28 protein-coding genes are annotated in these 23853 nt (G+C 57.6%); 7 read left to right on the plus strand and 21 right to left on the minus strand.

Annotated elements, in window-relative coordinates:
• Positions 1–8 precede the first annotated feature (8 nt).
• On the plus strand, positions 9–827 hold the full coding sequence (locus tag AABB29_RS14790; protein ID WP_341366183.1) for a sulfite exporter TauE/SafE family protein: 819 nt from the start codon (positions 9–11) through the stop codon (positions 825–827).
• Between the two features lie 15 nt (positions 828–842).
• Here AABB29_RS14790 and AABB29_RS14795 read toward each other — a convergent pair whose 3' ends face one another.
• The 3 genes from AABB29_RS14795 to AABB29_RS14805 form a co-directional block, all read right to left on the minus strand.
• Positions 843–1898 carry a hypothetical protein gene (locus AABB29_RS14795; protein WP_341366182.1) on the minus strand — a complete coding sequence of 352 codons (1056 nt, stop codon included), beginning with the start codon at positions 1896–1898 and terminating at the stop codon, positions 843–845.
• A gap of 65 nt (positions 1899–1963) precedes the next feature.
• The gene (locus AABB29_RS14800; protein ID WP_373636600.1) at positions 1964–2824 is read right to left on the minus strand and encodes a hypothetical protein; all 861 of its coding nucleotides are present in this window, start codon (positions 2822–2824) and stop codon (positions 1964–1966) included.
• A gap of 260 nt (positions 2825–3084) precedes the next feature.
• Positions 3085–3753 (minus strand): HTH domain-containing protein, encoded by a 669-nt coding sequence (locus AABB29_RS14805; RefSeq protein ID WP_341366180.1) that lies wholly within the window; start codon positions 3751–3753, stop codon positions 3085–3087.
• Between the two features lie 222 nt (positions 3754–3975).
• Between AABB29_RS14805 and AABB29_RS14810 the strand changes: the two genes are divergently transcribed.
• Genes AABB29_RS14810 through AABB29_RS14825 form a run of 4 tightly spaced genes read left to right on the plus strand, consistent with a single transcriptional unit; the run spans position 3976 to position 6466 of the window.
• On the plus strand, positions 3976–4188 hold the full coding sequence (locus tag AABB29_RS14810; RefSeq protein ID WP_341369080.1) for a twin-arginine translocase TatA/TatE family subunit: 213 nt from the start codon (positions 3976–3978) through the stop codon (positions 4186–4188).
• Positions 4189–4206: 18 nt separating this feature from the next.
• Entirely contained in the window at positions 4207–4650 is a 444-nt protein-coding gene (gene tatB, locus AABB29_RS14815) for a Sec-independent protein translocase protein TatB (RefSeq protein WP_341366179.1), read from the plus strand.
• A complete protein-coding gene (locus AABB29_RS14820; protein WP_341366178.1) occupies positions 4647–5627 on the plus strand; it encodes a twin-arginine translocase subunit TatC in 981 nt (326 codons plus the stop codon). Before tatB ends, AABB29_RS14820 begins: the two co-directional genes overlap by 4 nt.
• Positions 5624–6466: an ATP-binding protein gene (locus tag AABB29_RS14825; RefSeq protein ID WP_341366177.1), complete on the plus strand. Its 843-nt coding sequence runs from the start codon at positions 5624–5626 to the stop codon at positions 6464–6466. Before AABB29_RS14820 ends, AABB29_RS14825 begins: the two co-directional genes overlap by 4 nt.
• Before the next feature lie 36 nt (positions 6467–6502).
• Here the strand turns inward: AABB29_RS14825 and AABB29_RS14830 are convergent, their stop codons facing one another.
• The 4 genes from AABB29_RS14830 to AABB29_RS14845 all read right to left on the minus strand — a co-directional run bounded on the left by AABB29_RS14830 (position 6503) and on the right by AABB29_RS14845 (position 9636).
• Complete coding sequence (locus AABB29_RS14830) at positions 6503–7714, minus strand: peptidoglycan DD-metalloendopeptidase family protein (protein WP_341369079.1); 1212 nt, start codon at positions 7712–7714, stop codon at positions 6503–6505.
• Positions 7715–7776: 62 nt separating this feature from the next.
• Entirely contained in the window at positions 7777–8418 is a 642-nt protein-coding gene (locus AABB29_RS14835) for a protein-L-isoaspartate(D-aspartate) O-methyltransferase (RefSeq protein WP_341369078.1), read from the minus strand.
• Positions 8415–9200, minus strand: coding sequence for a 5'/3'-nucleotidase SurE (gene surE / locus AABB29_RS14840; RefSeq protein ID WP_373636601.1), 786 nt, complete (start codon positions 9198–9200; stop codon positions 8415–8417). The genes AABB29_RS14835 and surE overlap by 4 nt, the downstream gene beginning before the upstream one ends.
• Before the next feature lie 58 nt (positions 9201–9258).
• Complete coding sequence (locus AABB29_RS14845) at positions 9259–9636, minus strand: hypothetical protein (protein WP_341366176.1); 378 nt, start codon at positions 9634–9636, stop codon at positions 9259–9261.
• An 81-nt stretch (positions 9637–9717) separates the two neighbouring features.
• On the opposite strand from AABB29_RS14845, the gene AABB29_RS14850 reads away from it, so the two are divergent.
• Positions 9718–10278 carry a TetR/AcrR family transcriptional regulator gene (locus AABB29_RS14850; RefSeq protein WP_341366175.1) on the plus strand — a complete coding sequence of 187 codons (561 nt, stop codon included), beginning with the start codon at positions 9718–9720 and terminating at the stop codon, positions 10276–10278.
• Here the strand turns inward: AABB29_RS14850 and AABB29_RS14855 are convergent.
• The 14 genes from AABB29_RS14855 to AABB29_RS14920 form a co-directional block, all read right to left on the minus strand.
• Entirely contained in the window at positions 10275–10916 is a 642-nt protein-coding gene (locus tag AABB29_RS14855) for an SDR family oxidoreductase (protein ID WP_341366174.1), read from the minus strand. The two genes, AABB29_RS14850 and AABB29_RS14855, sit on opposite strands and share 4 nt — an antisense overlap.
• Before the next feature lie 31 nt (positions 10917–10947).
• Positions 10948–11208 (minus strand): pilus assembly protein PilZ, encoded by a 261-nt coding sequence (locus tag AABB29_RS14860; RefSeq protein WP_341366173.1) that lies wholly within the window; start codon positions 11206–11208, stop codon positions 10948–10950.
• Positions 11209–11374: 166 nt separating this feature from the next.
• Positions 11375–11791, minus strand: coding sequence for a VOC family protein (locus AABB29_RS14865; RefSeq protein WP_341366172.1), 417 nt, complete (start codon positions 11789–11791; stop codon positions 11375–11377).
• Positions 11788–12198, minus strand: a complete 411-nt coding sequence (gene arsC / locus AABB29_RS14870) for an arsenate reductase (glutaredoxin) (protein WP_341366171.1) — start codon at positions 12196–12198, stop codon at positions 11788–11790. Before arsC ends, AABB29_RS14865 begins: the two co-directional genes overlap by 4 nt.
• 261 nt (positions 12199–12459) lie before the next feature.
• Positions 12460–13917, minus strand: a complete 1458-nt coding sequence (purF, locus tag AABB29_RS14875; protein WP_373636918.1) for an amidophosphoribosyltransferase — start codon at positions 13915–13917, stop codon at positions 12460–12462.
• Between the two features lie 253 nt (positions 13918–14170).
• Positions 14171–14734, minus strand: coding sequence for a CvpA family protein (locus tag AABB29_RS14880; protein WP_341366170.1), 564 nt, complete (start codon positions 14732–14734; stop codon positions 14171–14173).
• A gap of 21 nt (positions 14735–14755) precedes the next feature.
• The gene (gene radA, locus AABB29_RS14885; RefSeq protein WP_341369077.1) at positions 14756–16120 is read right to left on the minus strand and encodes a DNA repair protein RadA; all 1365 of its coding nucleotides are present in this window, start codon (positions 16118–16120) and stop codon (positions 14756–14758) included.
• 105 nt (positions 16121–16225) lie between these two features.
• Positions 16226–16903 (minus strand): aquaporin Z, encoded by a 678-nt coding sequence (gene aqpZ, locus AABB29_RS14890; RefSeq protein WP_341366169.1) that lies wholly within the window; start codon positions 16901–16903, stop codon positions 16226–16228.
• A gap of 78 nt (positions 16904–16981) precedes the next feature.
• Entirely contained in the window at positions 16982–17437 is a 456-nt protein-coding gene (locus tag AABB29_RS14895) for a paraquat-inducible protein A (RefSeq protein ID WP_341366168.1), read from the minus strand.
• A gap of 60 nt (positions 17438–17497) precedes the next feature.
• Positions 17498–18535, minus strand: a complete 1038-nt coding sequence (gene alr / locus AABB29_RS14900; protein WP_373636602.1) for an alanine racemase — start codon at positions 18533–18535, stop codon at positions 17498–17500.
• A 216-nt stretch (positions 18536–18751) separates the two neighbouring features.
• Complete coding sequence (locus tag AABB29_RS14905; RefSeq protein ID WP_373636603.1) at positions 18752–19723, minus strand: aldo/keto reductase; 972 nt, start codon at positions 19721–19723, stop codon at positions 18752–18754.
• Complete coding sequence (locus AABB29_RS14910) at positions 19716–20093, minus strand: MerR family transcriptional regulator (protein ID WP_341366164.1); 378 nt, start codon at positions 20091–20093, stop codon at positions 19716–19718. Before AABB29_RS14910 ends, AABB29_RS14905 begins: the two co-directional genes overlap by 8 nt.
• Before the next feature lie 48 nt (positions 20094–20141).
• Positions 20142–20711, minus strand: coding sequence for a hypothetical protein (locus tag AABB29_RS14915; protein WP_341366163.1), 570 nt, complete (start codon positions 20709–20711; stop codon positions 20142–20144).
• Between the two features lie 142 nt (positions 20712–20853).
• Positions 20854–22341, minus strand: coding sequence for a replicative DNA helicase (locus AABB29_RS14920; RefSeq protein ID WP_373636604.1), 1488 nt, complete (start codon positions 22339–22341; stop codon positions 20854–20856).
• A 332-nt stretch (positions 22342–22673) separates the two neighbouring features.
• On the opposite strand from AABB29_RS14920, the gene AABB29_RS14925 reads away from it, so the two are divergent.
• A complete protein-coding gene (locus AABB29_RS14925; RefSeq protein ID WP_341366162.1) occupies positions 22674–23711 on the plus strand; it encodes an HWE histidine kinase domain-containing protein in 1038 nt (345 codons plus the stop codon).
• Positions 23712–23853: the final 142 nt, after the last annotated feature.

The raw sequence follows: 23853 nt of genomic DNA on the forward strand, positions 1-23853 counted from the left end.
ATTTCCATATGAATGAGATAATGATTTTGATCGCCATGGGCGCGATGCTTTTGGTCTTGGGCGGCATTGCGGGCGTATTGGCCGGGCTGTTGGGCGTTGGCGGCGGTATCATCCTGGTGCCTGCTTTCTTGATGGTTTTCACCCTGTTGGGGTTTGACAGCCCGGATGTCATGCAGATGTGCCTTGCGACATCGCTTGCGACGATTGTTGTGACCTCGGTCCGGTCGGTGCTGGCCCATGACAAACGCGGTGCCGTAGACTGGGCGGTCCTAAAGACCTGGTCAATCGGGCTGGGCGTGGGCGCTGTGCTGGGCGCGTTGACCGTATCGGTGCTGGGCTCTGCCTTGCTGCAGGCGATTTTTGCAGTACTGGCTGGCTTGGTGGGCGCTTACATGACCTTCGGTCGGAGCAATTGGCGGGTGGCGCAGCGCATGCCGACGGGCGTGCTGCGCGCGATCTATTCGGCTGTAACAGGGTTTTTGTCGGTTCTGTTGGGGATTGGTGGCGGCTCGCTCGGGGTGCCGCTGATGAGCTTGCATAATGTGCCTATTCACCGCGCTGTGGGAACGGCGGCGGGGTTCGGTCTGATCATTGCTGTGCCGTCGGTCTTTGCGTTCCTTTTTGCCGATGTGACGGGGGCGCCGCCTTTGACCTTCGGGTCGGTGAACCTGATCGCCTTTGGTCTTGTGGTGATTTCGACAATGATCACGGCCCCTTGGGGGGCTGCATTGGCGCACCGGATGGATGCTGCACCGCTCAAGCGGTTCTTTGGGATCTTTTTGATCCTCGTGGCGCTGAATATGTTGCGAAAAGTGCTGTTTGGATAAAGCCGTGCGCCGCGCCTAGTATTTTGCAAGCCAGCGGCGCAGTGCTCGCGGCATCCGGCTGCGGCGCATGGCCCGGTTCTTGAGCTCTTCTTTGCGGTCGCCGTTCACCGCGCAGATGTCTTCAATGCGGCAGATTTGAACGACATTGCTGTCGATTTCATCAGGGTTGATCGCGTCATAATCGATGCTCGGAAATGTGATCCCAAATGCATCGCGCAGCCAGAACAGATCCGGGCCGCGCCAGTTGATCACCGCTTGCACGGCATCTGGGCGGAGTTTGGGTTTGGTTGGGTTTTCCAGCTTTTGATCTAATCGCGCAACATATTGTGCCAGAAGGCGACGATTATGGTGCCAGGGAAAATGCTCCATCACTAAATCATAGAGGACCGCCATCGCCTCGGCTGAGAGTGAGGTGTTCAGTTCGGCCGGACCGCGGTCGAGTTGGTCCATATCGACGAATGGCAGATGCTTGGTCATGAAATCGGTATAGATGTCGCCGTCTTTCATGATCTGTCGATCAAACTGCTCTAGTTTAATCTGGCCTTTCCAGTTTTTCATCAACGGGACCAGAGTATCTTTGAATTGGGTACGCGAAAACCGACCAGGGGTTTGAACATGCTTCAGTATTTCCTGCGCTGAGGACAGGAACATCGCGTCAGGCGCACGCAGGTAGGCCACAAGCCGCTTATGTTCTGCAACTTGATCGAGAACTTGCCCAACCTCCTGCCATTTTGCACCAGTCATTGGTCTGAACAGCATCTCGTTGCTCAACAGCAGTGTTTTGGGCGGATCATTTGCGACCTCTTCGCAAATACGGTTCCAATCGGCATGCCCCCTTTCAATGAGCCCGGCTAGATCGGTTTGCAGCCATTGCATATTGGCGCCGCCATGGGCCCGGGCGCCAAAGAGGGATGCCGCGATTGCGGCGGCACGCCCGCCGCCGGGATAGGTCAATGGCAGCATAACACCTTGCCCGCGCAGAACATTATGATTGGCGCGCCAAATCTCTTGCAAGGTGGTGGAACCGGTTTTCGGATGACCGATATGGAGCAGTAATTCACCCGCTTTCATACTGATCTGCCAACTGAGCGATATCCTATCAATTTTAGTCGGAGCTTTGCATGAAGTTCATGTAACTAGTGTTTGGCAAGCCAACGCCGCATGATGAAGGGCAACCGCCCCCGTCGCATCGCACGGCGCTGCAGTTCTTCTTTGCGTTCCATATTCACTTCGCAGATATCTTCAATCCGGCTGACATAGTTGACGTTGCTGTCAGTGTCGCCCACGTCAATGGCGTCATAGTCGATGCTTGGGAATGTGATGCCATGCGTGTCACGAAGCCAGAACAGATCAGGCCCGCGCCAGTTGATCGCGGCTTGTTTTGCATGTGGGCGCAGCTTTGGTTTCGTTGGGTTTTCCAGACGACGGTCAAAGCGCATCACTTCGAGCGCGAAGCCACGCCGGTCATGGTACCACGGGAAATGCTCCATCACCAAATCATATAGAACGGCCATTGCTTCTGCTGAGAAAGACGTATTGGAGGCCCCGATATGGCGATCAAGCTGCGTCACGTCGACATCGGGCAAATGCTTAGCCATGAAATCAGTGAATATGTCGCTCTCTTGCATGCATTGACGTTCAAAAAGCTCAAGCGAGATGTCACCGGTCCAGTGTTCCGCGATCGGCACAAGCGTGTCTTTGAAATATGTCCGCGAGGTGCGCGTTGGTATTTGTGGCTCTTTCAAAAGCTCCTGCATGGATGATAAAAACATTGCATCAGGTGCGCTCAAATAGGCCACAAGTCGTTTGCGCTGTGCCACCTTGTCAAAGATCCCATCGACCTCTTGCAGCTTGGCACGAGGGAATGGCCTGAAAAGCATTTCATTGCTGATCAGAAGTGTCGTGGGGGGATCGTTGGCTACGTCTTGGCTGATACGTGTCCAGTCATCCTGACCCTTTTGGGTAAGTCCCGCGAGGTCGGTTTTGAGCCATGTCATGCGATGCCCATCATGCTGGCGCATGCCAAACAACGACGCCTCAATCGCCACGGCGTGTCTTTTGTTTGGGTATATGAGTGGCAGCATTACCCCTGGGCCCGCAACCTGTCCCTGTTTACATCCCAGATCCGTTGCAGTGTGGTCGTGCGAGTCTTCGGGTGACCGATGTGAAGAAGCAGTTCGTCCGCTTTCATGGTGATGCCCTTGTTCCTGCGCCCTTTCCGCCTTTATGACGTGGTCTGGCTCTAGCGACAACCGGATCAATTCCGCTGCTGCTTTTGTGCATTGAAATCGCGCAGCGCTTTTCCGGGTTCATCGACGAATAGGCTGGGCAATACCCGCAAGGCGCTGATTTGATCCACCCTTAATTCGTCAAAACCTTTATGTTTTTCGCACCAGACCACGCACGTCCAAAGCCGCCCCCAATAATCCAATTGCAGCGGGCGCACGGTGCGCTCTTCGCCCTGATGTGTCAGTTCCATCTTTTGCCGGGTGCGGATCGCTTGACGCAGGCTGGGCAGGTGTTGAAAGCCCCGGGCTGCATCTGCGAAGGGGTAAATCGCAAATCCATAGCCAGAGGGCGCGCGGCTGCGGTCTTCGGGCATGACGGCATCCAGCTTGGCCGATAGCGCCTGGGCGGCAGCGGACAGTTCAGGGTCGTCGCTTTGGCCAACGGCGCTAAGACCAAGGTGCAGTGCCTCAACCTCGGTCATGGTCAGGTTGAGCGGGGGCAGGGTGATCGCGGCTGTCACGCGGTAACCGATGCCGCGCTCGCCCTCAATCGGGACCCCTGACGCGGCCAGCGTTTCCATATCACGGTAGATCGTCCGCAAAGAGACACCCGTTGCCGTCGCCAGATCACCGGCCCGGTGCAACGCACCATCGCGCAAAATTTGAACAAGCTGCATCAAGCGGTCAGCGCGGCGCATTTGATTCCCCCCGTCATGCCACTAGTTTTGTCAATTTTCTGACAACTGACAAGTATTTGTCATAAATGATGAAAAACCTTTGTGAAAAAGGGCTTTGCGCGCTTCTTTTGCTCTTTCTTCGGCCGTGGAACGGCCCTATGTGTAATATCAAACGCAATCGACGATGCGCCCGCATCTCGAACGAAGGAGAGAAAAATGATCTATGCGATGCCCCATTTGGGTTTGATCAACAATATTGGCCCCATGGGGATGGTGGTCATTGCTGTCGTGGTGCTGGTCCTGTTTGGACGCGGCAAGATTTCCAGCCTGATGGGCGAAGTCGGCAAAGGCATCACCGCTTTTAAGAAAGGCGTGGATGACGGCAAGAAAGAGATCGAAGACAGCATGGCCGAGGCGCGCGATGTCACGCCTGAAGAAGACAAAGACAACGCCTGATAGAGTAGGACGCCCGCGATGTTTGGCCTAGGCTGGAGCGAGATGTTGGTCGTCGGGATCGTGGCTTTGATCGTGATCGGCCCCAAGGACCTGCCCGGTATGTTCCGCACGCTGGGGCAGTTGACCGGCAAGGCCCGGATGATGGCGCGTGAGTTTTCCCGCGCTATGGAGCAAGCCGCCGATGAATCCGGCGTCAAGGATGTCAGCAACTCGCTTAAGGCCGTGTCAAACCCGCAGAAATTCGGGGTCGATAAGATCAAGGAAGCGACCGGGATGACAAAAGGTCCTGCGACCCAGGCCTTGTCGGAAGAGCGGCAGGCCGCCAAAGACAAGATCGGTGGCGCCATGGCCAAGGCCGCACTTGAACGCCAAGCCCTCGAAGCCGAAGAGGCGGCAATCGCCGCAGGTGAGCCGCCTGCGCCGCCACCCCCTAAGATCGCGAAACCAAAGGCAGATACATGAGCGCCGCAGACGATATCGATGACAGCGCCGCCCCGCTGATTGAGCATCTTGCCGAGCTCCGCCAGCGCCTGATCTACGCTGTTTCCGCGTTTCTGGTCGCGATGGTGCTGTGTTTTTCCATTGGCAGCACATTGCTGGATTTCCTGCTGGGCCCGATCGAAAAGACGATGCGCAGCCTGGGTAATCCCAATCCGGTGATGCAATATACGGCGCCGCAGGAGTATTTCTTTACGCTGATCCGCATCTCGGTTGTGGGCGGTTTGACGCTGTCTTTCCCTGTGATTGGCTACCAGCTTTGGCGTTTTGTGGCCCCCGGTCTTTACCGCAATGAAAAGAATGCGTTTCTGCCCTTTATCATTGCCTCGCCCTTCCTGTTTTTGCTGGGTGCGGCCTTTGCCCATTACGTGGTCATTCCGCTAGCGATGGCCTTTTTCCTGGGCTTTGCCGATTTGCCGTCTTTTGTGACCGCCATCATGAGCGAGGCCGTGCCGCCGCCCGCCGGTGCCGAAGTTGCCCCTGTGGTGCGCGAGACGGGTGTTGATATCGTCTTTAACGGCAAGGTGAACGAAACCCTTGATATCACATTGAAAATGATTGTCGCCTTTGGCGTTTGTTTTCAGTTGCCGGTGCTGCTGACCCTGCTTGGCACCGCTGGTCTGGCCAGTTCGCGCGGGCTGCGTGCCACCCGCAAATATGCGATTGTAGGCATCTTGATTGTTGCTGCGCTGGTGACGCCGCCGGATGTGACAACCCAATTGATCCTGTTCGTTGTGGTCTATGGTCTTTACGAAATTTCCATCCATCTGGTCGCTGCTGTTGAACGCAAGAAAGACCGTGCTGCCCGCGCTGAAGGCGTGATCGGAGAGGGTGAAAGCCTGTTTGATGTTGACCCCGAAGATGAGGATTTGGGCGAGGCGGATGAGGCTGCAGCGGATGTCGCCGATGCCGATGAGACAGATCAGGCCCCTAAATCATGAGCAAGAAGATCCTGGGCCGGATTGCAAACGCGCTTGAGCGGATGGCGCCAGAAGCCGCGCCGCCACCTGATTTTGCAGCGGCCAGCGCTTTTGTCTGGCAAAGCGATCCAGATTGCCTGATCCCTGTGCCAGAGGTGAACCGGGTGGATGTCAGCCTGCTGGTTGGCGTGGATCGATCGCGTGATACGTTGATGGCCAATACAGCCCAGTTTGCCGCAGGGCTTCCGGCCAATAACGCACTTTTATGGGGTGCGCGGGGCATGGGAAAATCAAGCCTTGTCAAAGCGATACATGGTTCTTTGCATGTAGATCATCCCACCTTGAAGATCGTCGAGGTGCAGCGCGAAGACCTGCCCAGCATCGGGCGTTGTCTGTCTTTGCTGCGCAATGCCGATGCGCGCTTTATCCTGTTTTGCGATGATCTGTCCTTTGGCCATGATGATGCCCATTACAAATCGCTGAAAGCGGTGTTGGATGGCGGGATTGAGGGGCGCCCTGAGAATGTCGTGCTGTATGCCACGTCAAACCGCCGCCATCTGATGCCCCGCGACATGATCGAAAACGAGCGCTCGACTGCGATTTCCCCATCCGAGGCGGTGGAAGAGAAAGTATCGCTATCGGACCGCTTCGGGCTGTGGCTGGGTTTTCATCCCTGTGATCAAGACGATTATCTGGCGATGATCCGGGGCTATTGTGATGCTTACGGTGTCACGATTGGTGATGCCACCTTACGCGCCGAGGCGATTGAGTGGCAGGCCACGCGCGGCAGCCGGTCAGGCCGGGTCGCGTGGCAGTATTTTACCGATTTGGCGGGGCGCAAAGGTGTCAGCCTTTCGTAAGGTGGGTTGCACCCACCCTACGGGCCGGTGTGCTTTTTATGGCAGATAATCTGTCGGATCGACGCTTTGCAATCCGCGCCGTACTTCGAAATGCAGGAAGGGTGTTTCTGCCGCCCGAACTTTGCCGATGGTCTGACCGCCGCTGACCGTGTCATTCTTGGACACGGACAGGCTGTCCATCTGCGTATAGACCGTCAGCAGCCCGTCGCTGTGTTTGATCACGACGATGGACCCACCGCTGGTGTCGGTGGTCACAGCCGCGACCGTACCGCTGCCTGCGGCTTTGACGTCGGTGCCAGCGGGCACCCCGAAATCAACCCCATCATTGCTGCCCGGCGCATAGCCTCGGATGATGCTGCCCTGTACGGGCGCCGTAAAGCGCGCTGAAGCTGTCGCCGGTTCGGCGGGTGTGCCGATATCGGGGGCAGGCGGCGCGGCAACCGGTGCGGCCACTGGCGCGGCGGCCGGCAGCCCGGTTGAGGCGCTTGGCGGAACAGGTGTCACCGTGCCTTCGCCTGGTTCGGTCACGACAGCTGCCGCTTGTGTTGGCGCTGTGCCGCCCTGCGGGATCAGCAGGAATTGACCTTCGCGGATGGTAAATTCGCTGTCCAGCCCGTTCCATTCGGCGATATTGGCCACTGGCACGTTGTAAAGACGCGAGATGGAGAATGCGGTTTCGCCGCGTGCGACCTGGTGGCGGATCGGCTCGGTTCCGCGCTGTACGGGGGTGTCAGGCGTGGCGATCGCAGCTGGTGTGGCAACTGTCGCCGTCTCAGCGGGGGCCAGCGTTGTGGCTGTCACTGTGCCTGCCGCATCTGCCCGTTCAAGTGCGGATGTTGCGACCGCACTGACATCAAGCGGCTGGATTGGCCCGGTGCCGATGGCACCCGTCGCCGGTGACGGTTCGGTGACGCGTGAGGGCAGGGCGATGATTTCATCGCGCCGCAGGATCGTGTCAGGTTCAATCCCGTTATATTCGGCCAACTCATTCGCATCGAGCCCAAGCCGGATGGCAATCCCGCGGATCGTGTCATCACGCCGGGCCACGACAACCTGATAGTTGGGGTAGGAAATCACGCCCCGGTCGTCAGGCCGTGGCCGGTTTGGTAAATCCTGCACAGCGCGCGTTGTATCAAACCCACCGCCATTGTCCCGCAGGTCAAAATCGAAATCCTCACAGGCTGCCAGCGCCGCTAAAGCCACGCCTGCCAACAATACACGTTTTACCGGGGTCTGCCGTTGTCCCATCATACCGCTCCTTGTGTCTAGCCGCCCCTTGTTGCCGGGGTCGTACCATATTTTGTGTTAGTTTACTCTTGTCCGAGCCCTTCTAGCAAGGGGACAAAGCGGACAGAGCGTAATTCATCGTAGTCATATCCATTTTCAAGCCGTGTGACCCGGATCAGGCTTTGCACCGCATCCGATTGTCCGACCGGCAGCACCATGATCCCGCCAACCCGCAATTGCGCCAAAAGAGGCCCGGGCGGGTCTTCGGCGGCGGCGGTCAAAAGGATCCGGTCAAAGGGCGCTTGTTCTTCAAAGCCGTGGCTGCCATCGGCTGTAAACGTTGTGATATTGGACATATCGCGCGCCTCAAACACGGCCCGCGCTGCATGCACCAGGCGGCGGTAGCGGTCCACGGTATAAACCCGGCGTGCCAGTTTCGACAGGATCGCGGCCTGATAGCCTGATCCGGTCCCGATTTCGAGCACCTTGTCCCGCGGCTCGACCTTGAGCGCCTGTGTCATCAATCCCACAACAGAAGGTTGGCTGATTGTCTGCCCGCAGGCGATCGGCAGGGGCATGTCCTCATAGGCGCGGTCGGCAAAGGTGCCTTTGACGTAATCGGCCCGGTCAACCTGCTCCATCGCCGTCAGCACGCGCGTATCGGTTACGCCTTTGCTGCGCAGCGCATAGAGGAACTGCATTTTTGTCGCGGGATCAAAGCTCACTTCAGGGCCTCGTCCAATCGCTCGGTCATCTTGTAATCGGTCAAATCAGCGCGCATGGGCGTGATCGAGATATAGCCATCAAGGTTTGCTGCCGCATCGGTGCCTGGCGCGGTCGGCTCATGCTGGGGGCCGCCCCGCACCCAAAGAAATTGACGCCCGGTTGGCGATGTTTGCGCCTCGGCCCGGAACCGCGTGTTGGCCCGGAAGCCTTGGGTTGTGGCCTTGGTTCCTTTGACGTCTGCCGCAGGGACGGGCGGGAAATTGACGTTGTAAAGCAGCCGGTAATCGGCATCATCCCATAGATCGTCCCGCAAAAGGGCGCGGATCGTTGCGGCCCCATGCGCGGCTGCAGCTTCAAACGGGTTGTCCAGCTTGGCATTGGCGGGCCCGTAAAACTGTGACAGCGCAATAGAGCGCACGCCTTGTAATGCCCCTTCGATACAGGCCCCGATCGTGCCGGAATAAAGCGTGTTTTCAGCGGCGTTATTGCCCCGGTTGACGCCCGACAGGATCAGATCGGGCGGATTGTCTTGCATCACGTGATAAAGCCCGGCGATGACGCAGTCTGCGGGCGATCCTTCGGCGGCAAAGCGTCGTTCGGACAATTCCGCAATCATCGTCGGATGGGTATAGCTGATGCAATGGCCCACGCCAGATTGTTCAAAGGCGGGGGCCACGGTCCAAACCTCGCCGGAAGGGCCTGCGATTTCGGTCGCGATCTTGGTCAGAACCTCAAGCCCAGGGGCGTTGATCCCGTCGTCATTTGTAATGAGAATCCGCATATTTGCCCCCTTCGCTTTGTTCCTAAGCGAGGGGGCACGGCGCGGCAAGCTGCCATGGTCAGTTGACCCGCGCTTTGTGCAGACCGTAGAGGCTCAGCAACGGTATTGCTAAAAAGATCACCCATTGTGGCATTGGCCAGGGCGAATTCAGCATGGTGATCCCGTAAAACAGAAACAGCCCGGCCCAGCCCAATTGTATGACGCCGACAACCGCCATCACTGCGGTGGAAGGGTATTTGGACAGCCACAGATAGGCTGCGGCGAAGACAAGCAGATTGATCGTCACAGCATGCCACAGCACCGCCGCCATCGATGCAAGATGCTGGTTTGGCAGTTGGGTTTGAAAACTGCTGTGATATTCGGGCCCACCGGCAAAGACATGAATGCCTGCTGTCAGCAACATAAGCCCGCCCGCGGCGGCGTAGGGGATGTTCATTTTTTATTCCTTTCCAAGCCATACGCTACCGTATGTTTGTCAATTACTTGCCAGAGTCAATACGCATGCGTATGGTTAGGGATGGCTGAGAAAAAGAAACGTTTAGAGCGTCAGGATTGGATCAATGCGGGGTTTCGCGCACTGACCGTGAAGGGGCCGGAGGGGCTGCGGGTAGAGCCTATTGCACGCGAGCTTCGGTCTACAAAGGGTTCATTCTACTGGCATTTTAATGACCTGAATGATCTTCATTATAGCATGTTGGAATATTGGCAAAGCGCGGCGACAGAGCAGATTATTGCCCGATTGCAGGCGCTACCGCGTGGCTTGCCCCGCCTTCTGGCCCTGGTGCAGGCGGTCAATATGCCGCATGAGGCGCAAGGCGGTGCGGGCGCAGAAGCGGCGGTGCGTGCTTGGGGGCAAAGCTATGTCCCTGCACGCGACGCCATGCGGGCTGTTGATCAGAGGCGTTTGGCGTTTTTGTCAGAATGTTTTGCCGATATGGGCCTTACCGACCCGGAACTGCCGCGCCTGCTTTATGCCGCGCATCTGGGGCTTGAGCAGTTGTCGATGCACGCAGATGTGGATCCGGCCAGAACGCTGGCGCATCTTGTGTCTTTGCTGGCAGAAGAATCTTCGGCTTAACCTAAGATATCGGGCAAAAGCTGTGCAGCAACGGTGTCTGGTGGGGCAAGCGGGCTGCGGTCCTCGCCTGGATAAAACCGGGCGCGCAGCGCGGTGGGCATGGGGGCAGGTTCAAGGATCTGCACCTTTGGCCCGGTTTTGACCGTCTCGGCCTGCCAGCTGCGCGCAAGCGACATTTGGGCGGCCTTGGTGGCGCCATAGGCCCCGAAGAACTGCTGCCCGCCGCGCGGGTCATCAAAGAAGACCGCTTTCCCATCGGCGCCCAATAAAGGGCTGACATAGGTGATCAGCCGGGATGTGGCCTCAATATTCACGGACATGGATTTGGCCAGATCCTTGGGGCCGATATGTCCGGCCGGTGCGAGAGGGGCTGCATGGATGGCAGGGTGCAGCCACAAATCAAGGCGGCCCCAGCGATCAAAGATACCTCGGCAGAGCTGCTGCATCGCCTCATCCACGGTGATATCCATTGGGGCCAGTGTTGCGCTGCCGCCCATGGCTTTGATCGCATCATCAAGGTCTTCCAAAGCGCCGACTGTTTTGCCGACGGCAATGATGTGATGGGTTGGGGCAAGGGCTTTGGCCAATGCCGCCCCAAGGCCGCGCGATGCGCCGGTGATAAGTGCTGTCTTTGTCATGCTGCAGGGATGTGCTGAACCGCGCGGAAGGTCAAGTGCCTGCCAGTCCAAGCGCGTAAAGCTGGCCCTGCCGCCCGATCAATTGCACCTGATCATCACCAATGGCGGCAACCCGATAGCCAAAGGCCTGTCCGCCCGTCTGTACCCGCGCGATTTGCCCACGTCCTGAACGCAGCAGGGCGGCAGGCCCATCAAAAGCGTGCATCACGCCAAGCAAAGTCAATTGGCGCAGGTCGATTGCATCCGCAATCGTTGCCTTTTCCGCAACCTGCGGAGGCGTTTGTTCTGACATGGGTTCACCGCTTATGGCTTTGCTGGGGGCTGTGATGTGCCAGAGAGTTGCGGCAGACAAAAGGCAGCCGACCCGACGTCAGCTGCTATGTTTTGTCACATTTGACCTTATTTTATTGCGCTTACGCACGGTCAGGGGCCAGTTGCAGCACCTTCCGCAGCGGCAATTAATCGTCGCGCCCGGGCTCATTGGGATTGCTTGAAAATATCGCGATTTTGTTGCCCTGCGGGTCGCGCAGATAACAGACGTAAAAGCGCGGCCCATATGCGGGCCGAAACCCAGGTGCGCCCTCATCCGTGCCCCCGGCTGCCAAAGCCGCCGCGTGCAGATCGCGCACTTGCTGCTGATGCGAGGCTTCGAAAGCGGTCATCGACCCGTTGCCAGCCGTGGCATGCTGGCCGTTATAGGGTGGTTTGACGTAAAAATCGGGCCCCGCAGGGGGCTGGCCCGGCGCGATGGGCAAGGCATAGCTTAACCCCTCGGGGCCTTCATCGCATGTATATCCCAATGCGGGCAGGAATGCCGCATAAAAGCGCTTGGCCAGCGCGATGTCATCCGCGCCGACAGCGACATAAGCGATCATGGCGCTGGTTCGGCGATCAAAGCTCCATCTTCTTTGTAGACAGGCTCTGTCAGCGGATTTTCCAGCAAAGGCAGTACCGCTTCGGAAGGGCGGCAAAGTGCTGTGCCTTTGGGCGTACAGACGATGGGGCGGTTGACCAGAACCGGGTGTGCGATCATCGCATCCAGCAAGGCCTCTTCGCTGACGGCGGGGTCGAGCAGGCCAAGTTCTTCGGCAGGCGATTTGGATGTGCGCAAAGCCTCGCGCGCGGTGAGGCCTGCGGCAGCAAACAGCGCCTGCAATTGCGGGCGTGTCCAGCCAGCGTCGAGGTATTCGATCACAATCGGGTCGGTCCCGCTGGCCCGGATGACGGCAAGAACATTGCGGGAGGTGCCGCAGGCGGGGTTGTGGTGGATGACGGTAGTCATGTGATCCTTTCGGGTCGTTAGGTTACATATTGCCGGTACAATTCGGCCCGATGATACCATGACCATAGAAATGTAACAGTTCTGCCAAACCAATAAAGCAGCATATGCTGAACAGTCTTTCCATTTTGGCCTGCTTGCCGCTGTCGAAAGCTTGCACCAAAGACTAGAAATATCTGGTACCAAGCGTGCCCCGAGCCTCGAAGGTAAGTCTGGCATCGCAACAGGTTCCAGAACGGTTCAACATGGGGTTGCGTAAAGCGGCTATTCAGCCGCCACTTTGAATTGCAGCCCTTGTTCGGCCATATCGGTCAGTTTGATCGGGTATTCACCCGTAAACACCGCATCGTAATAGGCTGGCGCGTCGGGGTTGCGGCCCTCTTTTTCGCCCAATGCGCGATAAAGCCCGTCGATGGACAGGAATTTCAGGCTAGAGACACCAAGATAGTCGCGCATTTCCTCAAGGCTCATTTTCACGGCCAACAGATCATCGCGGCTGGGCAGATCGACGCCAAAAAAACAGGGCCATTTTACAGGTGGGCTGGCGATGCGATAATGCACCTCGGCGGCGCCCGCCTCGAGGATCATGTCCTTGAGCTTGCGCGATGTTGTTCCCCGCACGATGGAATCGTCCACCAAAATGACCCGTTTGCCCTGCACCAGCGCGCGGTTCACGTTCAGCTTTAGCCGGACGCCCATGTTCCGAATTTGCTCGCTTGGTTCGATAAAGGTGCGGCCCATATATTGGTTGCGCACAATCCCCATCTCAAAGGGAATACCGGATTCCTGACTGTAACCAATCGCGCCGGGCGTGCCGCCATCGGGCACGGTGCAGACCATATCAGCCTCAACTGGGGCTTCGCGGGCCAGCTCGCGGCCAATCTCGCGCCGCACCTCATAGACGGATTTCCCGCCAAGCACCGAATCCGGGCGGCTGAAATACACATATTCGAAGATGCATGGTTGCGGGCGTCTGGGCGGGAAGGGACGGTGGCTTGTGATCCCTTTTTCGGTGATCACAACCATTTCGCCCGGTTCAATCTCGCGGATGAACTCGGCACCGATGATATCGAGCGCGCAGGTTTCTGAGGCCAGAATATACCCGCCGCCAAGCTGGCCCAGCACCAGTGGTCTGATGCCCAGCGGATCGCGGCAGCCGATCAGCTTGGTGCGTGTCATGGCCACAATTGAAAACGCCCCTTCGACGTGGCGCAGTGCCTCTTGCATCCGGTCGGGAATGTTTCGCCCCATTGAGCGCGCCATCAGATGAATGATGCATTCGCTGTCCGATGTGCTTTGAAAGATCGAGCCGCGCTCAATCAGCTCGCGCCGCAGCGACATCGCATTGGTGATGTTGCCGTTATGGGCGACAGCTGCGCCGCCCATAGAAAATTCGCCAAAGAAGGGCTGCACGTCACGGATTGCGGTTTGCCCTTTGGAGCCCGCCGTCGAATAGCGCACATGGCCAATGCCAATGCTGCCGGGCAGGATTTTCATCGTATCGGCGCTGGTGAAATTATCGCGCACCAGCCCCATGCGGCGGGCCTGGTTAAAGCCGGTTTCAGGATCATGGGTGACGATCCCGCCTGCCTCTTGCCCGCGATGCTGCAGAGCGTGCAGGCCCAGGGCCACGAAATTCGCTGCATCTGATACGCCAATCGCACCGAATACGCCGCATTCCTCCCTTGGTTTGTCATCATCAAAGGGATGGGCGGGGGACATCTGGTTGGACAAGAGAGCAGCTCCGAATCCGTTTGTACTGGTCTGCCCCTGTCTTAGTGGGTCACAGGCGGCGTGTCACGAAACGATCATGGTTGCGGGTTATGAAAAAAGGTTGTTGCCCGGTGATCACGCGTCAAAGCTGCCTTCAGCGGCACAATGGTGATCAGGGCAGGGGATTGATGCCAATCCGGCCAAAGAAAAAAGCCACCGCATGCGCGATGGCTTTCGTCAGTTTCAGTACGCGGGCGCGCTGTTACTGCGCGGGTGCGCCGCAGGTTCCGACCAATTGCTGGTACTGCTCTGTGATCCAGCCAAGCGCCTGCTCTGGGTTCTGTTCTTCGATGCGCCCGGTCATTTGGGCAAACACCTCAGCCGCGCGGCTGTCATCGATGGCGGCAAATTGCTGGGTCGTAAAGATCGTGTCGTAGACAAAGAACGCTACCGCAACCAGCAGGATGCCCCGCAAGACCCCAAAGAAGAAACCAAGCGCCTGATCCACCCCGCCAAGCGCCGAGCGCTGCACAACCGATGAAAAGAGCGGTGTGAAGATCGAAACAACCACCAAGGCCACAGCGAAGACCGCCGCGAAGGCCGCGATGATCGCCAGCTCACAGCTGTCGCCGATGAAATCGCCGATCACGGGGATCTGGCGGACCAGCGGTTCGACCTGATCTGCAAAGATGAAAGCCACGATCGTCGCGCCGATCCAGCCAAGGATCGCCATCGCCTCGCGCACAAAGCCCCGGCTGTAAGCCAGCACGCCTGACAGTAAGATGATAATCGCGACGCCTGCGTCAACGAGTGTGAAGCCTTCCATGGTTCTTCTCCTGCCCCGGCGCTAGCGTGCGCCAAATACTTCTTCTACAAATCCGGCAAGGTCACTGGCTACGCGCAGGCCCAGACCGGCCACCGCTGGCTGTTTCGCCTGATGCGGTATGATCGCAGTCGTAAAACCAAGTTTCTGCGCCTCTTTCAATCTATTTTCCGTTTGAACGACAGGACGAAGCGCGCCCGAGAGGCTGATTTCGCCAAAAACCACCGCTTCGGCGGGCAGGGCAGCATCTTCGCGGGCCGAGACCAGCGCCGCTGCAATCGCCAGGTCCGCCCCCGGCTCTGAGATGCGCAAACCCCCTGCTACATTGAGGTATACGTCCAATCCGGCAAAGGGGACGCCGCAGCGCGATTCAAGCACGGCAAGGATCATTGCCAGCCGTCCGCCGTCCCATCCGACCACTGATCTGCGTGGTTGGCTGTGTGGCGAAGGTGCCACAAGTGCTTGGATCTCGCAGAGCATCGGTCTGGTGCCTTCAAAGCCTGCAAACACCACTGACCCCGGGGCAGGGGTGCCCCGTTCGGACAAAAACAGGGCCGAGGGATTCTTGACCTCCGCCAGCCCTTTGCCGGTCATTTCAAAGACGCCGATCTCATCGGCGGGACCAAATCGGTTCTTGACGCTGCGCAGAATGCGGAACTGGTGGCCGCGTTCGCCTTCGAAGTAAAGCACCGTGTCGACCATATGTTCGACCACACGCGGGCCCGCTATGGCCCCTTCTTTGGTCACATGGCCCACCATGATCACGGCCATGCCGTTGCGTTTGGCGAAGGTCGTCAGCTCATGCGCGGAGGACCGGACCTGGCTGACGCTACCGGGGGCCGAATCTACATTATCTGCCCACATGGTTTGGATTGAATCGATGATCGTCAGGTCGGGCTTTTCCGTCTCAAGCGTTGTCAGGATATCGCGCAGATTTGTCTCGGATGCCAATTGTACCGGGCTTTTTTCAAGCCCCAGCCGATGCGCGCGCATCTGCACCTGGGCGTTCGATTCCTCGCCGGAAATATAGATCACTTTCAACCCGTTGCGGGCAAAGCGGGCCGCGGCCTGTAGCAAAAGGGTGGATTTTCCGATCCCCGGATCACCGCCTACCAAGAGGGCCGAAGCTTTGACCAACCCGCCGCCAAGCACCCGGTCCAGCTCGGTCACGCCGACCGAGGTCCGCGGCGGTTCTGCCTCTTGTGTTTCCAGATCTGTCAGTGGGATGGCTTTGCCGCGTTGACTGCCCAAGGTCTTGCCCTTTGGCCCGCTGGCTAAGGCCTTGTCTTCGCTGATGGAATTCCAGGCGCCGCAGCTGTCGCAGCGCCCTGACCACTTGCTGAAAGATGCGCCGCATGCACTGCAGGAAAAGGTAAGGTCTTTGGCCATGTTCACCTTTTGGCCCAAATGGGCCGCGCCTGCAATGGCCTTTGCACTGGCCGCCCGCATCAGGCGGCCAGAACTGGATCTAAGACTTACGTGGAAACGCTGTATTTAGCTGTCCAGCTTACCGGTTTTGAACAACAACCCAGCCGCAACAGCCCCGATAATAGGCGCGACGATAAAGAGCCACAGCTGCCCGATGGCCTGCGTACCTGCAAAAAGCGCAGGGCCGGCAGAGCGGGCCGGGTTGACCGAAACGCCGGTGATGTTGATGCCAACAAGATGGATCACCACCAGTGCTAATCCAATGGCCAGCCCTGCAAATTGGGCAGGGGCACCGGGGCCTGTGGCGCCCAGTATCACGACCATGAACAAAAATGTTGCAACAACTTCAAAGACAAAGGCCGCGCCCATCGTGTATTCGCCAAGATAGCCAGCGCCCCAACCATTCTGGCCTAACCCGTTTTCGGCAACCGAATAATCCGCCTTACCATTTGCGATCAAAAGCAAGACGATTGCCGCGGCAATGGCCCCGGCGACTTGCGCGATAATGTAGCGGACTGCCTCTGGCATGTTCATCCGTCCGGCGGCGACTGCGCCAAGTGAAACGGCGGGGTTGATATGACATCCCGAAACCGGACCGATCCCGTAGGCCATGCCGATCAAGGCAAGCCCGAACGCAAAACTGATGCCGAAGAACCCGATTTCACCGCCTGCGATGACGGCCGAGCCGCAGCCCAGCAATACGAGTGTGAATGTGCCGATAAACTCGGCGATTTCTTTTTTCATGGTCTTTTCCTCCGTGAAGATGGGACTTCAAGAAAGCGAAAGACCTATCCTATCAAGGGGAAAAACCAGGCAGGCGCGTCAGGTTTCGGGCTGCGCTGCCTTGGCTTTGGGCGTTAATGCAGAGATCACGATAGAGGCCAAAATACAGGCGGTGAACATATAAAGCCCCCAACCGGTTTCGACTTTACCGATGCCAACCCCTTTGAAAACAACGACATAAAGCGCGATCAGGAAAACATCGGCCATGGCCAGTTTTCCGATCCATGAAAGAACAGGAATTGTTTTATCTTTCAATAGGTTGAAGTGTACAAGTGCGATGCCAATCGTCTTAAGATACGGCGCGAATAACGCAAAGGCCGTCACCAGTAGCGCCAATGCCACATCGCTTTTCCAAAGCGATTGCATGCCCGAGATCACGCTGATCTCGCTCAGCCCGAATAGTGGCAATAACCCCGCCCGCATCAGCGGTGCGAACCATGCGATAGGAAAAAGGATTAATAAAGACAGATTGGCGATGCGCAGGGCGTTTAACATAGGGAACCTTAAAGAAGTCTGACCGCTAAGTGACAATCCTTAAGCCGGATTACAACCGCGTTATTTCCCAAATGTCTTGCGGCTATAGCGTCGGCCCAGCTGCGTCAGCACCTCATAACCGATGGTGCCGGCTTGTGCGGCTAGGTCATCGACGCTTTGTTGCGGCCCGATCAACGTCAGTTTTGTGGGGGCCTCGCCCGCATCCGTCACATCGACCGTCAGCAGGTCCATCGATACCCGCCCGATCACCTTACATGGCTGATTGCCATGATAAAGCGTCGCGCGATCTGAGAGGAAGCGAAAGATACCGTCTGCGTAACCGCCTGAGACGGTCGCGATTCGCGATGGCCGTTCGGCCTGCCAGGAATTGCCATATCCGACAACCTCGCCCTCGGCCACGTCGCGGATTTGGATCACGGGCAGATCAAGCTCAACGGCGGGGGCGGCTTGCGCGAAGGGCAGGCCGCCGTAAAGCCCCACACCGGGCCTTGTCAGATCAAAGTGATATTCGGGCCCCAACAGAATGCCCCCCGTGGCTGCAAGCGAGCGGGGTGCGCCGATCCCATCAGTCATTTTCCTAAAGTTATCAAGCTGATAGGTATTCATCGGGTGGTCGGGCTCATCCGCGCAAGCCAGATGTGACATCACCAAGGTTGGCCCTTGTGACAGGGCAAGTTCGGCCACTGCTGCCCATTCCTGCATCTCCATCCCAAGCCGGTTCATGCCGGTATCAAGCTGCACGCCAAAGGGATGTCCCGGCAGGACCTCTAGATGCTGGGTCAGCTGCTCAACCGAGTTCAGCATCGGCGTCAGGCGCAATTCACGGATCAGGTCCGTGTCGCCTTTCATATGGCCGGAAAAGACGTTGATATCGGGCTTTGGGCCCAGTTCCTCGCGGATGGCGATAGCCTCTTCGGCGACGGCTACAAAGAACTGACGGACACCTGCCTTGAACAGCGCTTTGACCACATTTGCCGCGCCCAGCCCATAGCCATCGGCCTTGACCACGGCAGCGGTCCGGCAAGTGGTCATATCGTCCAGGGCGCGCCAGTTGGCGACCACAGCGTCGAGATCAATTATCAGTCGTCCAGTGCTCATAGGCACCTTTTGGCAGGGCCGGGACGATGCGGCAAGAGGTTAACGTATCGGGTGTGCCGTGGGCCACTCGTGCAGAGGCATGGCGGTTTTGGGCCGAGATTCACCTGCAAACCTGCGTACATACAGCGTACAGATGCTGTATGTACGGCCTGCCGCATTGATATTCGTTCAGGTCCGATCGGTGGAAATCCGCCGTGCTGCAAATGCGATGGTCCGTTAACGCGCGCGTTTCAGGATCGCTGCGATTTCGTCCATTTGGTCCGGGGTGAGCGGCCCTTTGTCCAACGCTCCGCAAAGATCGTGCACCTGTTCGGTTGTCCGAAATCCGGGAATGGGGATCGCATTTGGCGTGCGCGCCCAAAGCCACGCAAGCGCCCCCTGCGCCAATGTTCGCCCATCCGCGCGCAGCGTTTCGCGGACCCCGTCCAACTGCGCAAGATAGGCATCCGTGATCTTGCCGTCTTTGAAATAGTCCTGCCAGCCGGGGTTGCTGCCCCGGATTTCATCACGGCTAAACTGCGTTTTCTGGTCATATTTTCCGCCCAGCACCCCCATCGCAAGCGGTGAGCGGATGAGCGAGAGGAGCTGTTGCTCTTCTATCAGTGCGACGATCTGATCCGCTGGTTTCAGCACGTTCATCGCATGTTCGATACAGGTAAAGCCCGGGTAATCGGCGAAAGCCTTGGCGCTTTCGGGGAAATCCGTGGACCAGCCAAAGCCGCCAATCACGCCGGTCTCATAAAGCGTTGCCAGCATATCGAAGGCGGGTTTTGCGGTGTCGATAGGCAACTCATTATTGTGATGCAGCACCATATCAATCCGGTCGCGACCCAGCCTTTTGCGTGAGTCGTCAATGGATTGCCGGATTTCTGCAGCATCCGTGATCGGACCGGTCAATTGCTTGCTGGCGGTGTCGATTCGCAAACCGATCTTGGTTGCGATGGCAACATCAGTATGGCTCTTTAGCGCGTCGCCCAGGATGGTTTCCGAATGCCCGCAGCCATAGGCCTGCGCCGTGTCGAAATGGGTGACACCCTTTTCGACAGCGGCTGCGATGGCGGCTTTAGATACCTGATCGTCGACCGCGCCCCATCCGACGGCGCGCCCATCCATAAAGAAAGGCCCGCCAATGGCCCAGCAGCCAAGACCCAAGGTTGGTTTTGAGGGAATCGTTTTGAAATCAGTCATTTGTAACCTCCAATGCCGTGCGATAGATGCCTATTTTGTGGGTCAGGTAATGTTTGCACGCGTCGAGTTCGGCTTGCCGGTCCTGCAAGATCGTCGCGTGTTTTTCGAGAAGTGAGAGCCGGAGCACCTGCTGCCTGGGGCTGTCTTGATCCGGCGCATGTGCCGATTTTGCAAAGCGCTTTACATCATCAAGCGGCATTCCGGTCGCGCGGAGCCGTTCGAGCGTTGTCAGCCAGTCGATATCGCTTTGGCTAAAAACACGCCAGCCGCGCCCATCCCGCGTGATCGCGTTGAGCATACCGGATTTTTCATAAAATCGGATCGTGTCCTGGGTCAGCCCGGACCGGGCTGCGGCTTCTTTGATTCGCATCGCTGTCCTCCAATGGCAACCGAGGTAGCCTATTGGAGTGACTCTAGGTCAAGCGTGTTTTTGGTGAAGCTGTTGTGGCCGCAAACGGCTTTTGATGCCGCGCCCCTGCAATTCGCCCGGCCTACGTGGTATAACCCGGGTGGCTGTATCCGTTGGCATGACGATGGCATCTTCGCTGCGTGTCTGTACTGCCGGGGCAGGGCGGGGCGTTTTCTGTTGCGGTTCAATTCCTTTGCGGACCCGGACGACAGACAGAATAAAGGCACGAACATCAAAACTGCTGTCAGCCGCAGCCCGGTCAAGGGCCCTTTCCAGCGCGTTATTTGACAATGCCTTGGCGATCCGGCTTTTCAGATTGCGTCTGGCCACAGCGTTATTGGCCCGCACATATCCTGCCGGCGGGTTGCCCGTGGGCGCAGAAAACCCAAAACCGGTTTCTTCGAGAAAGAGCCGGACGACAGCGGGCGATGACGTGACAGCGTCGGCTGTTTCCTGATCGCGAAAGATGGCGATCAGATCACCATCTTGATCATCGTCATGTGAAGTCGTTGCTGCGGTTGCTTTGCGCGATCCGTTCGTGCGCGACGACTGATAGATGTCAAAAGAATAGCTTAACACGGTAAAATTCCGATCAATACCATTGAACCATACGACAACATGCGTGAAACGACAACTCGGATCTGGTCGATCACAACTGATCACAAAGTTGCATGTGATCATTAAGATTGTGTTAACGGGATACCGGCAGCTTTAACGTGTATCAAAAATCTTGCTCGGCCCCTTGCTGCCAAGGCTTGACCAAATCTCCAAAGCGCGTGAATTCGGCGGTAAAGGCCAGTTCGACCGTGCCGATGGGACCGTGCCGCTGTTTGCCGACGATCACTTCGGCTTTGCCGTGCAGGCTGGACATTTTGTCCTGCCAGGCGGCCATGGCCTCCATGTTGCTGTCATCGGGCTTTTCGCGCTCGACATAGTATTCGCCGCGATAGACGAACATGACGACGTCGGCGTCTTGCTCAATCGAACCTGATTCCCGCAAATCCGAAAGTTGCGGGCGCTTATCGTCCCGGCTTTCGACCTGACGCGACAGCTGGGACAGGGCGATGACGGGGATGTTGAGTTCCTTGGCGATGGCTTTGAGCCCCATGGAAATTTCGCCGATTTCCTGCACCCGGTTGTCGGATGTCCCGCGCACCAGCTGCAGATAGTCAACGATCAACACGTCCAGCCCGTGCGTCCGTTTCAGCCGCCGTGCTCGTGCGGCCAACTGGCTGATCGGGATCGCGGCGGTGTCATCGATAAAGAGCGGGCAGGATTCGAGCTGTTTGGCTGCCTCGACAAAGCGCCGGAACTCGCCCTCGGTCATGTCGCCCTGGCGGATTTTATGCGATGAAATCTCGGACGCTTCGGCCAGGATACGGCCTGCAAGCTGCTCGGCGCTCATCTCAAGCGAGAAGAACCCGACAACGCCGCCATCAACGGCCCCTTCGGTCCCATCCTGGAGCTGACCGCGTCTGTAGGCCTTGGCAATGTTATAAGCGATGTTGGTTGCCAGCGAAGTTTTCCCCATCGATGGCCGCCCGGCAAGGATCAGAAGGTCAGATTTGTGCAAACCGCCCAGTTTCTTGTCCATGTCAGAAAGGCCGGTCGAGATCCCCGCAAGCCCGCCATCGCGTTGGTAGGCGGTGTTGGCGACATTCACCGCCTCGGTCACGGCGGCTAGGAAACTTTGGAAGCCCTGTTCAGACACGCCTTGTTCGGCAAGGGAATACAGCGCCTGTTCGGCCTCAACGATCTGTTCTTTGGGTTCGTGTTCGACATCGACCTTGGCGGCCTTGTCGGCAATGTCGCGCCCCAGCTGGATCAGCTCGCGCCGGGTTGCCAGATCATAGATCATCTGGGCGTAGTCGCGCGCGGCAAAGGCCGAGATCGCCGCACCGGCCAAGCGCGCCAGATAGGGGGGGCCGCCCAGTTCTTGCAGGCCTTCATCATCTTCCATGAACGCTTTCAGCGTGACAGGGCTGGCCAACATGTTCTTGCCGATCCGCGTTGCCGCGGTTTCGAAAATCCGCGCGTGAACCGGGTCATAAAAATGCTTGGGCCCGATCACCGATGCGACGCGGTCAAAGACGTCATTATTGGTCAGGATCGCGCCGAGAAGCTGTTGTTCGGCTTCGATGGAGTGGGGCATCAGATCGGCTGAGGCCTCTTCGACGCCGGTTGCATTGAATGTTGTTATCTCGTTCATCGCTCACCTCACCTTGACCCGCATGCCTCTTAACAGGTGCCGCCGCGCGCTGACCATCTGGAAATGATCGGGGATAAGTTGCGGGATAACTCTGTGGGTTTTTGCGGCTTTGCCTGATCATACTATAACTGGTGGGGCTATGGGAACAAAACACGAAATGCAGGTTGGTTCCTGATTCCTGCAAATTTAGCTGTGGACAAGTTTTTGGTTTAAGGTGCATGCCGTGTCCGCAGATAGCGGCTGTGCGCGGGCATGAACATATGGTATTCGACCATAAGTTGATCCGCATTGATGCGGTCCACCCATGAAAAGGCCCTTTGGGAGATCCCAAGTTGGAACATGTATCCATCCGGCAGCTTGACCGGCAAGAGCTGGCCCGTATTCCGGACCCGCTTGAACGGCGCACCGCAATTGCGCTGCATGCTGCCCAGATTGGCGTGTTTGAGTTTGAGCCGCAAACTGAGCGCGTGTTTTGGGATGACCGCTTGCGCGAATTGTGGGGTGTGACGCTGCATGAAGACATTACATATGATACCGTGATTGCGCAGGTGCATCCGGAGGATCGCGATGCGCATAATGCGCAGACCCAATTGGCGCTTGACCCAAGCGGTCCGCGCCATTTTGATTTGGAATATCGTGTGCTGCCCCGTAACGGCCACCCGATGCGCTGGATCCATACGATTGCTGATTGCCATTTTGACGGTGATCGCCCCGTCCGCCTTGTGGGCACTGTGCAGGATGTTACCGCCCGCCGGATGGCCGAAGACCATACCAAGATGCTGCATGATGAGTTGGAGCATCGGGTCAAAAACATGCTGGCCACTGTTATTTCGGTGGTCAAACTGTCCCGCCGCGGCCAGCACGACGTGAACGATTATGCGGCGGCGATTGAAGCGCGGTTGCTGTCTATGTCCCGATCCCATGATTTACTGCGGGCCAATCAATGGCAGCCGGTTGATTTGCTGGCGCTGATTGATCGCGAGGTCAGTTCTTTTCTAGGTGCAGCGCACAGCCGTGTGACGATTGCGGGATCATCCCTGATCCTGCCGGCCCGCCATGTGCTGACCATGAGCATGGCGCTGCACGAACTTTTTGCCAATGCCAGCCATCATGGTGCGCTACAGACAGAGACTGGCACGATAGCAATTGCGATTGAGCGAGACGGCGAGAATGCGCGCTTCCGCTGGGCCGAGACTGCCGGGCATCCGCCACCCCAGGATCCGACAGAGCGCAGCGGTTTCGGTGTGCTTTTGTTGACCCAGGCCGCGCCGGCTGAACTGATGGGCAAAGCGGAATACAAGATGCGCCCGGGCGGCTTGCATTACGGTCTTGATTTTCCTGTTGATCCTTTGGTGCAGTACGGCGCTTAGGGTCAGGACCCATTCATCTTGCATCGTCAGTTTGTCGGATTTTTTCTCTGACAAGAAGCATCTGCGCAGGAATAGAGGTTCTATTTCAAGAAGATGTGCCGCAGATCAGAGAGAAAATCCGGCAAACCCACCGGGCGACGAT

Origin of the sequence: Yoonia sp. BS5-3, from assembly GCF_038069655.2 — a bacterium.
GTDB classification, from domain to species: Bacteria; Pseudomonadota; Alphaproteobacteria; order Rhodobacterales; family Rhodobacteraceae; genus Yoonia; species Yoonia phaeophyticola.

Coding starts and splice junctions, on each gene's coding strand:
- AABB29_RS14790 (WP_341366183.1), top strand. CDS start 9: ATGAATGAGATAATGATTTTGATCGCCATGGGCGCGATGCTTTTGGTC.
- AABB29_RS14795 (WP_341366182.1), bottom strand. CDS start 1,898: ATGAAAGCGGGTGAATTACTGCTCCATATCGGTCATCCGAAAACCGGT.
- AABB29_RS14800 (WP_373636600.1), bottom strand. CDS start 2,824: ATGACATGGCTCAAAACCGACCTCGCGGGACTTACCCAAAAGGGTCAG.
- AABB29_RS14805 (WP_341366180.1), bottom strand. CDS start 3,753: ATGCGCCGCGCTGACCGCTTGATGCAGCTTGTTCAAATTTTGCGCGAT.
- tatB (WP_341366179.1), top strand. CDS start 4,207: ATGTTTGGCCTAGGCTGGAGCGAGATGTTGGTCGTCGGGATCGTGGCT.
- AABB29_RS14820 (WP_341366178.1), top strand. CDS start 4,647: ATGAGCGCCGCAGACGATATCGATGACAGCGCCGCCCCGCTGATTGAG.
- AABB29_RS14825 (WP_341366177.1), top strand. CDS start 5,624: ATGAGCAAGAAGATCCTGGGCCGGATTGCAAACGCGCTTGAGCGGATG.
- AABB29_RS14830 (WP_341369079.1), bottom strand. CDS start 7,714: ATGGGACAACGGCAGACCCCGGTAAAACGTGTATTGTTGGCAGGCGTG.
- surE (WP_373636601.1), bottom strand. CDS start 9,200: ATGCGGATTCTCATTACAAATGACGACGGGATCAACGCCCCTGGGCTT.
- AABB29_RS14845 (WP_341366176.1), bottom strand. CDS start 9,636: ATGAACATCCCCTACGCCGCCGCGGGCGGGCTTATGTTGCTGACAGCA.
- AABB29_RS14850 (WP_341366175.1), top strand. CDS start 9,718: ATGGCTGAGAAAAAGAAACGTTTAGAGCGTCAGGATTGGATCAATGCG.
- AABB29_RS14855 (WP_341366174.1), bottom strand. CDS start 10,916: ATGACAAAGACAGCACTTATCACCGGCGCATCGCGCGGCCTTGGGGCG.
- AABB29_RS14860 (WP_341366173.1), bottom strand. CDS start 11,208: ATGTCAGAACAAACGCCTCCGCAGGTTGCGGAAAAGGCAACGATTGCG.
- AABB29_RS14865 (WP_341366172.1), bottom strand. CDS start 11,791: ATGATCGCTTATGTCGCTGTCGGCGCGGATGACATCGCGCTGGCCAAG.
- arsC (WP_341366171.1), bottom strand. CDS start 12,198: ATGACTACCGTCATCCACCACAACCCCGCCTGCGGCACCTCCCGCAAT.
- purF (WP_373636918.1), bottom strand. CDS start 13,917: ATGTCCCCCGCCCATCCCTTTGATGATGACAAACCAAGGGAGGAATGC.
- AABB29_RS14880 (WP_341366170.1), bottom strand. CDS start 14,734: ATGGAAGGCTTCACACTCGTTGACGCAGGCGTCGCGATTATCATCTTA.
- radA (WP_341369077.1), bottom strand. CDS start 16,120: ATGGCCAAAGACCTTACCTTTTCCTGCAGTGCATGCGGCGCATCTTTC.
- aqpZ (WP_341366169.1), bottom strand. CDS start 16,903: ATGAAAAAAGAAATCGCCGAGTTTATCGGCACATTCACACTCGTATTG.
- AABB29_RS14895 (WP_341366168.1), bottom strand. CDS start 17,437: ATGTTAAACGCCCTGCGCATCGCCAATCTGTCTTTATTAATCCTTTTT.
- alr (WP_373636602.1), bottom strand. CDS start 18,535: ATGAGCACTGGACGACTGATAATTGATCTCGACGCTGTGGTCGCCAAC.
- AABB29_RS14905 (WP_373636603.1), bottom strand. CDS start 19,723: ATGACTGATTTCAAAACGATTCCCTCAAAACCAACCTTGGGTCTTGGC.
- AABB29_RS14910 (WP_341366164.1), bottom strand. CDS start 20,093: ATGCGAATCAAAGAAGCCGCAGCCCGGTCCGGGCTGACCCAGGACACG.
- AABB29_RS14920 (WP_373636604.1), bottom strand. CDS start 22,341: ATGAACGAGATAACAACATTCAATGCAACCGGCGTCGAAGAGGCCTCA.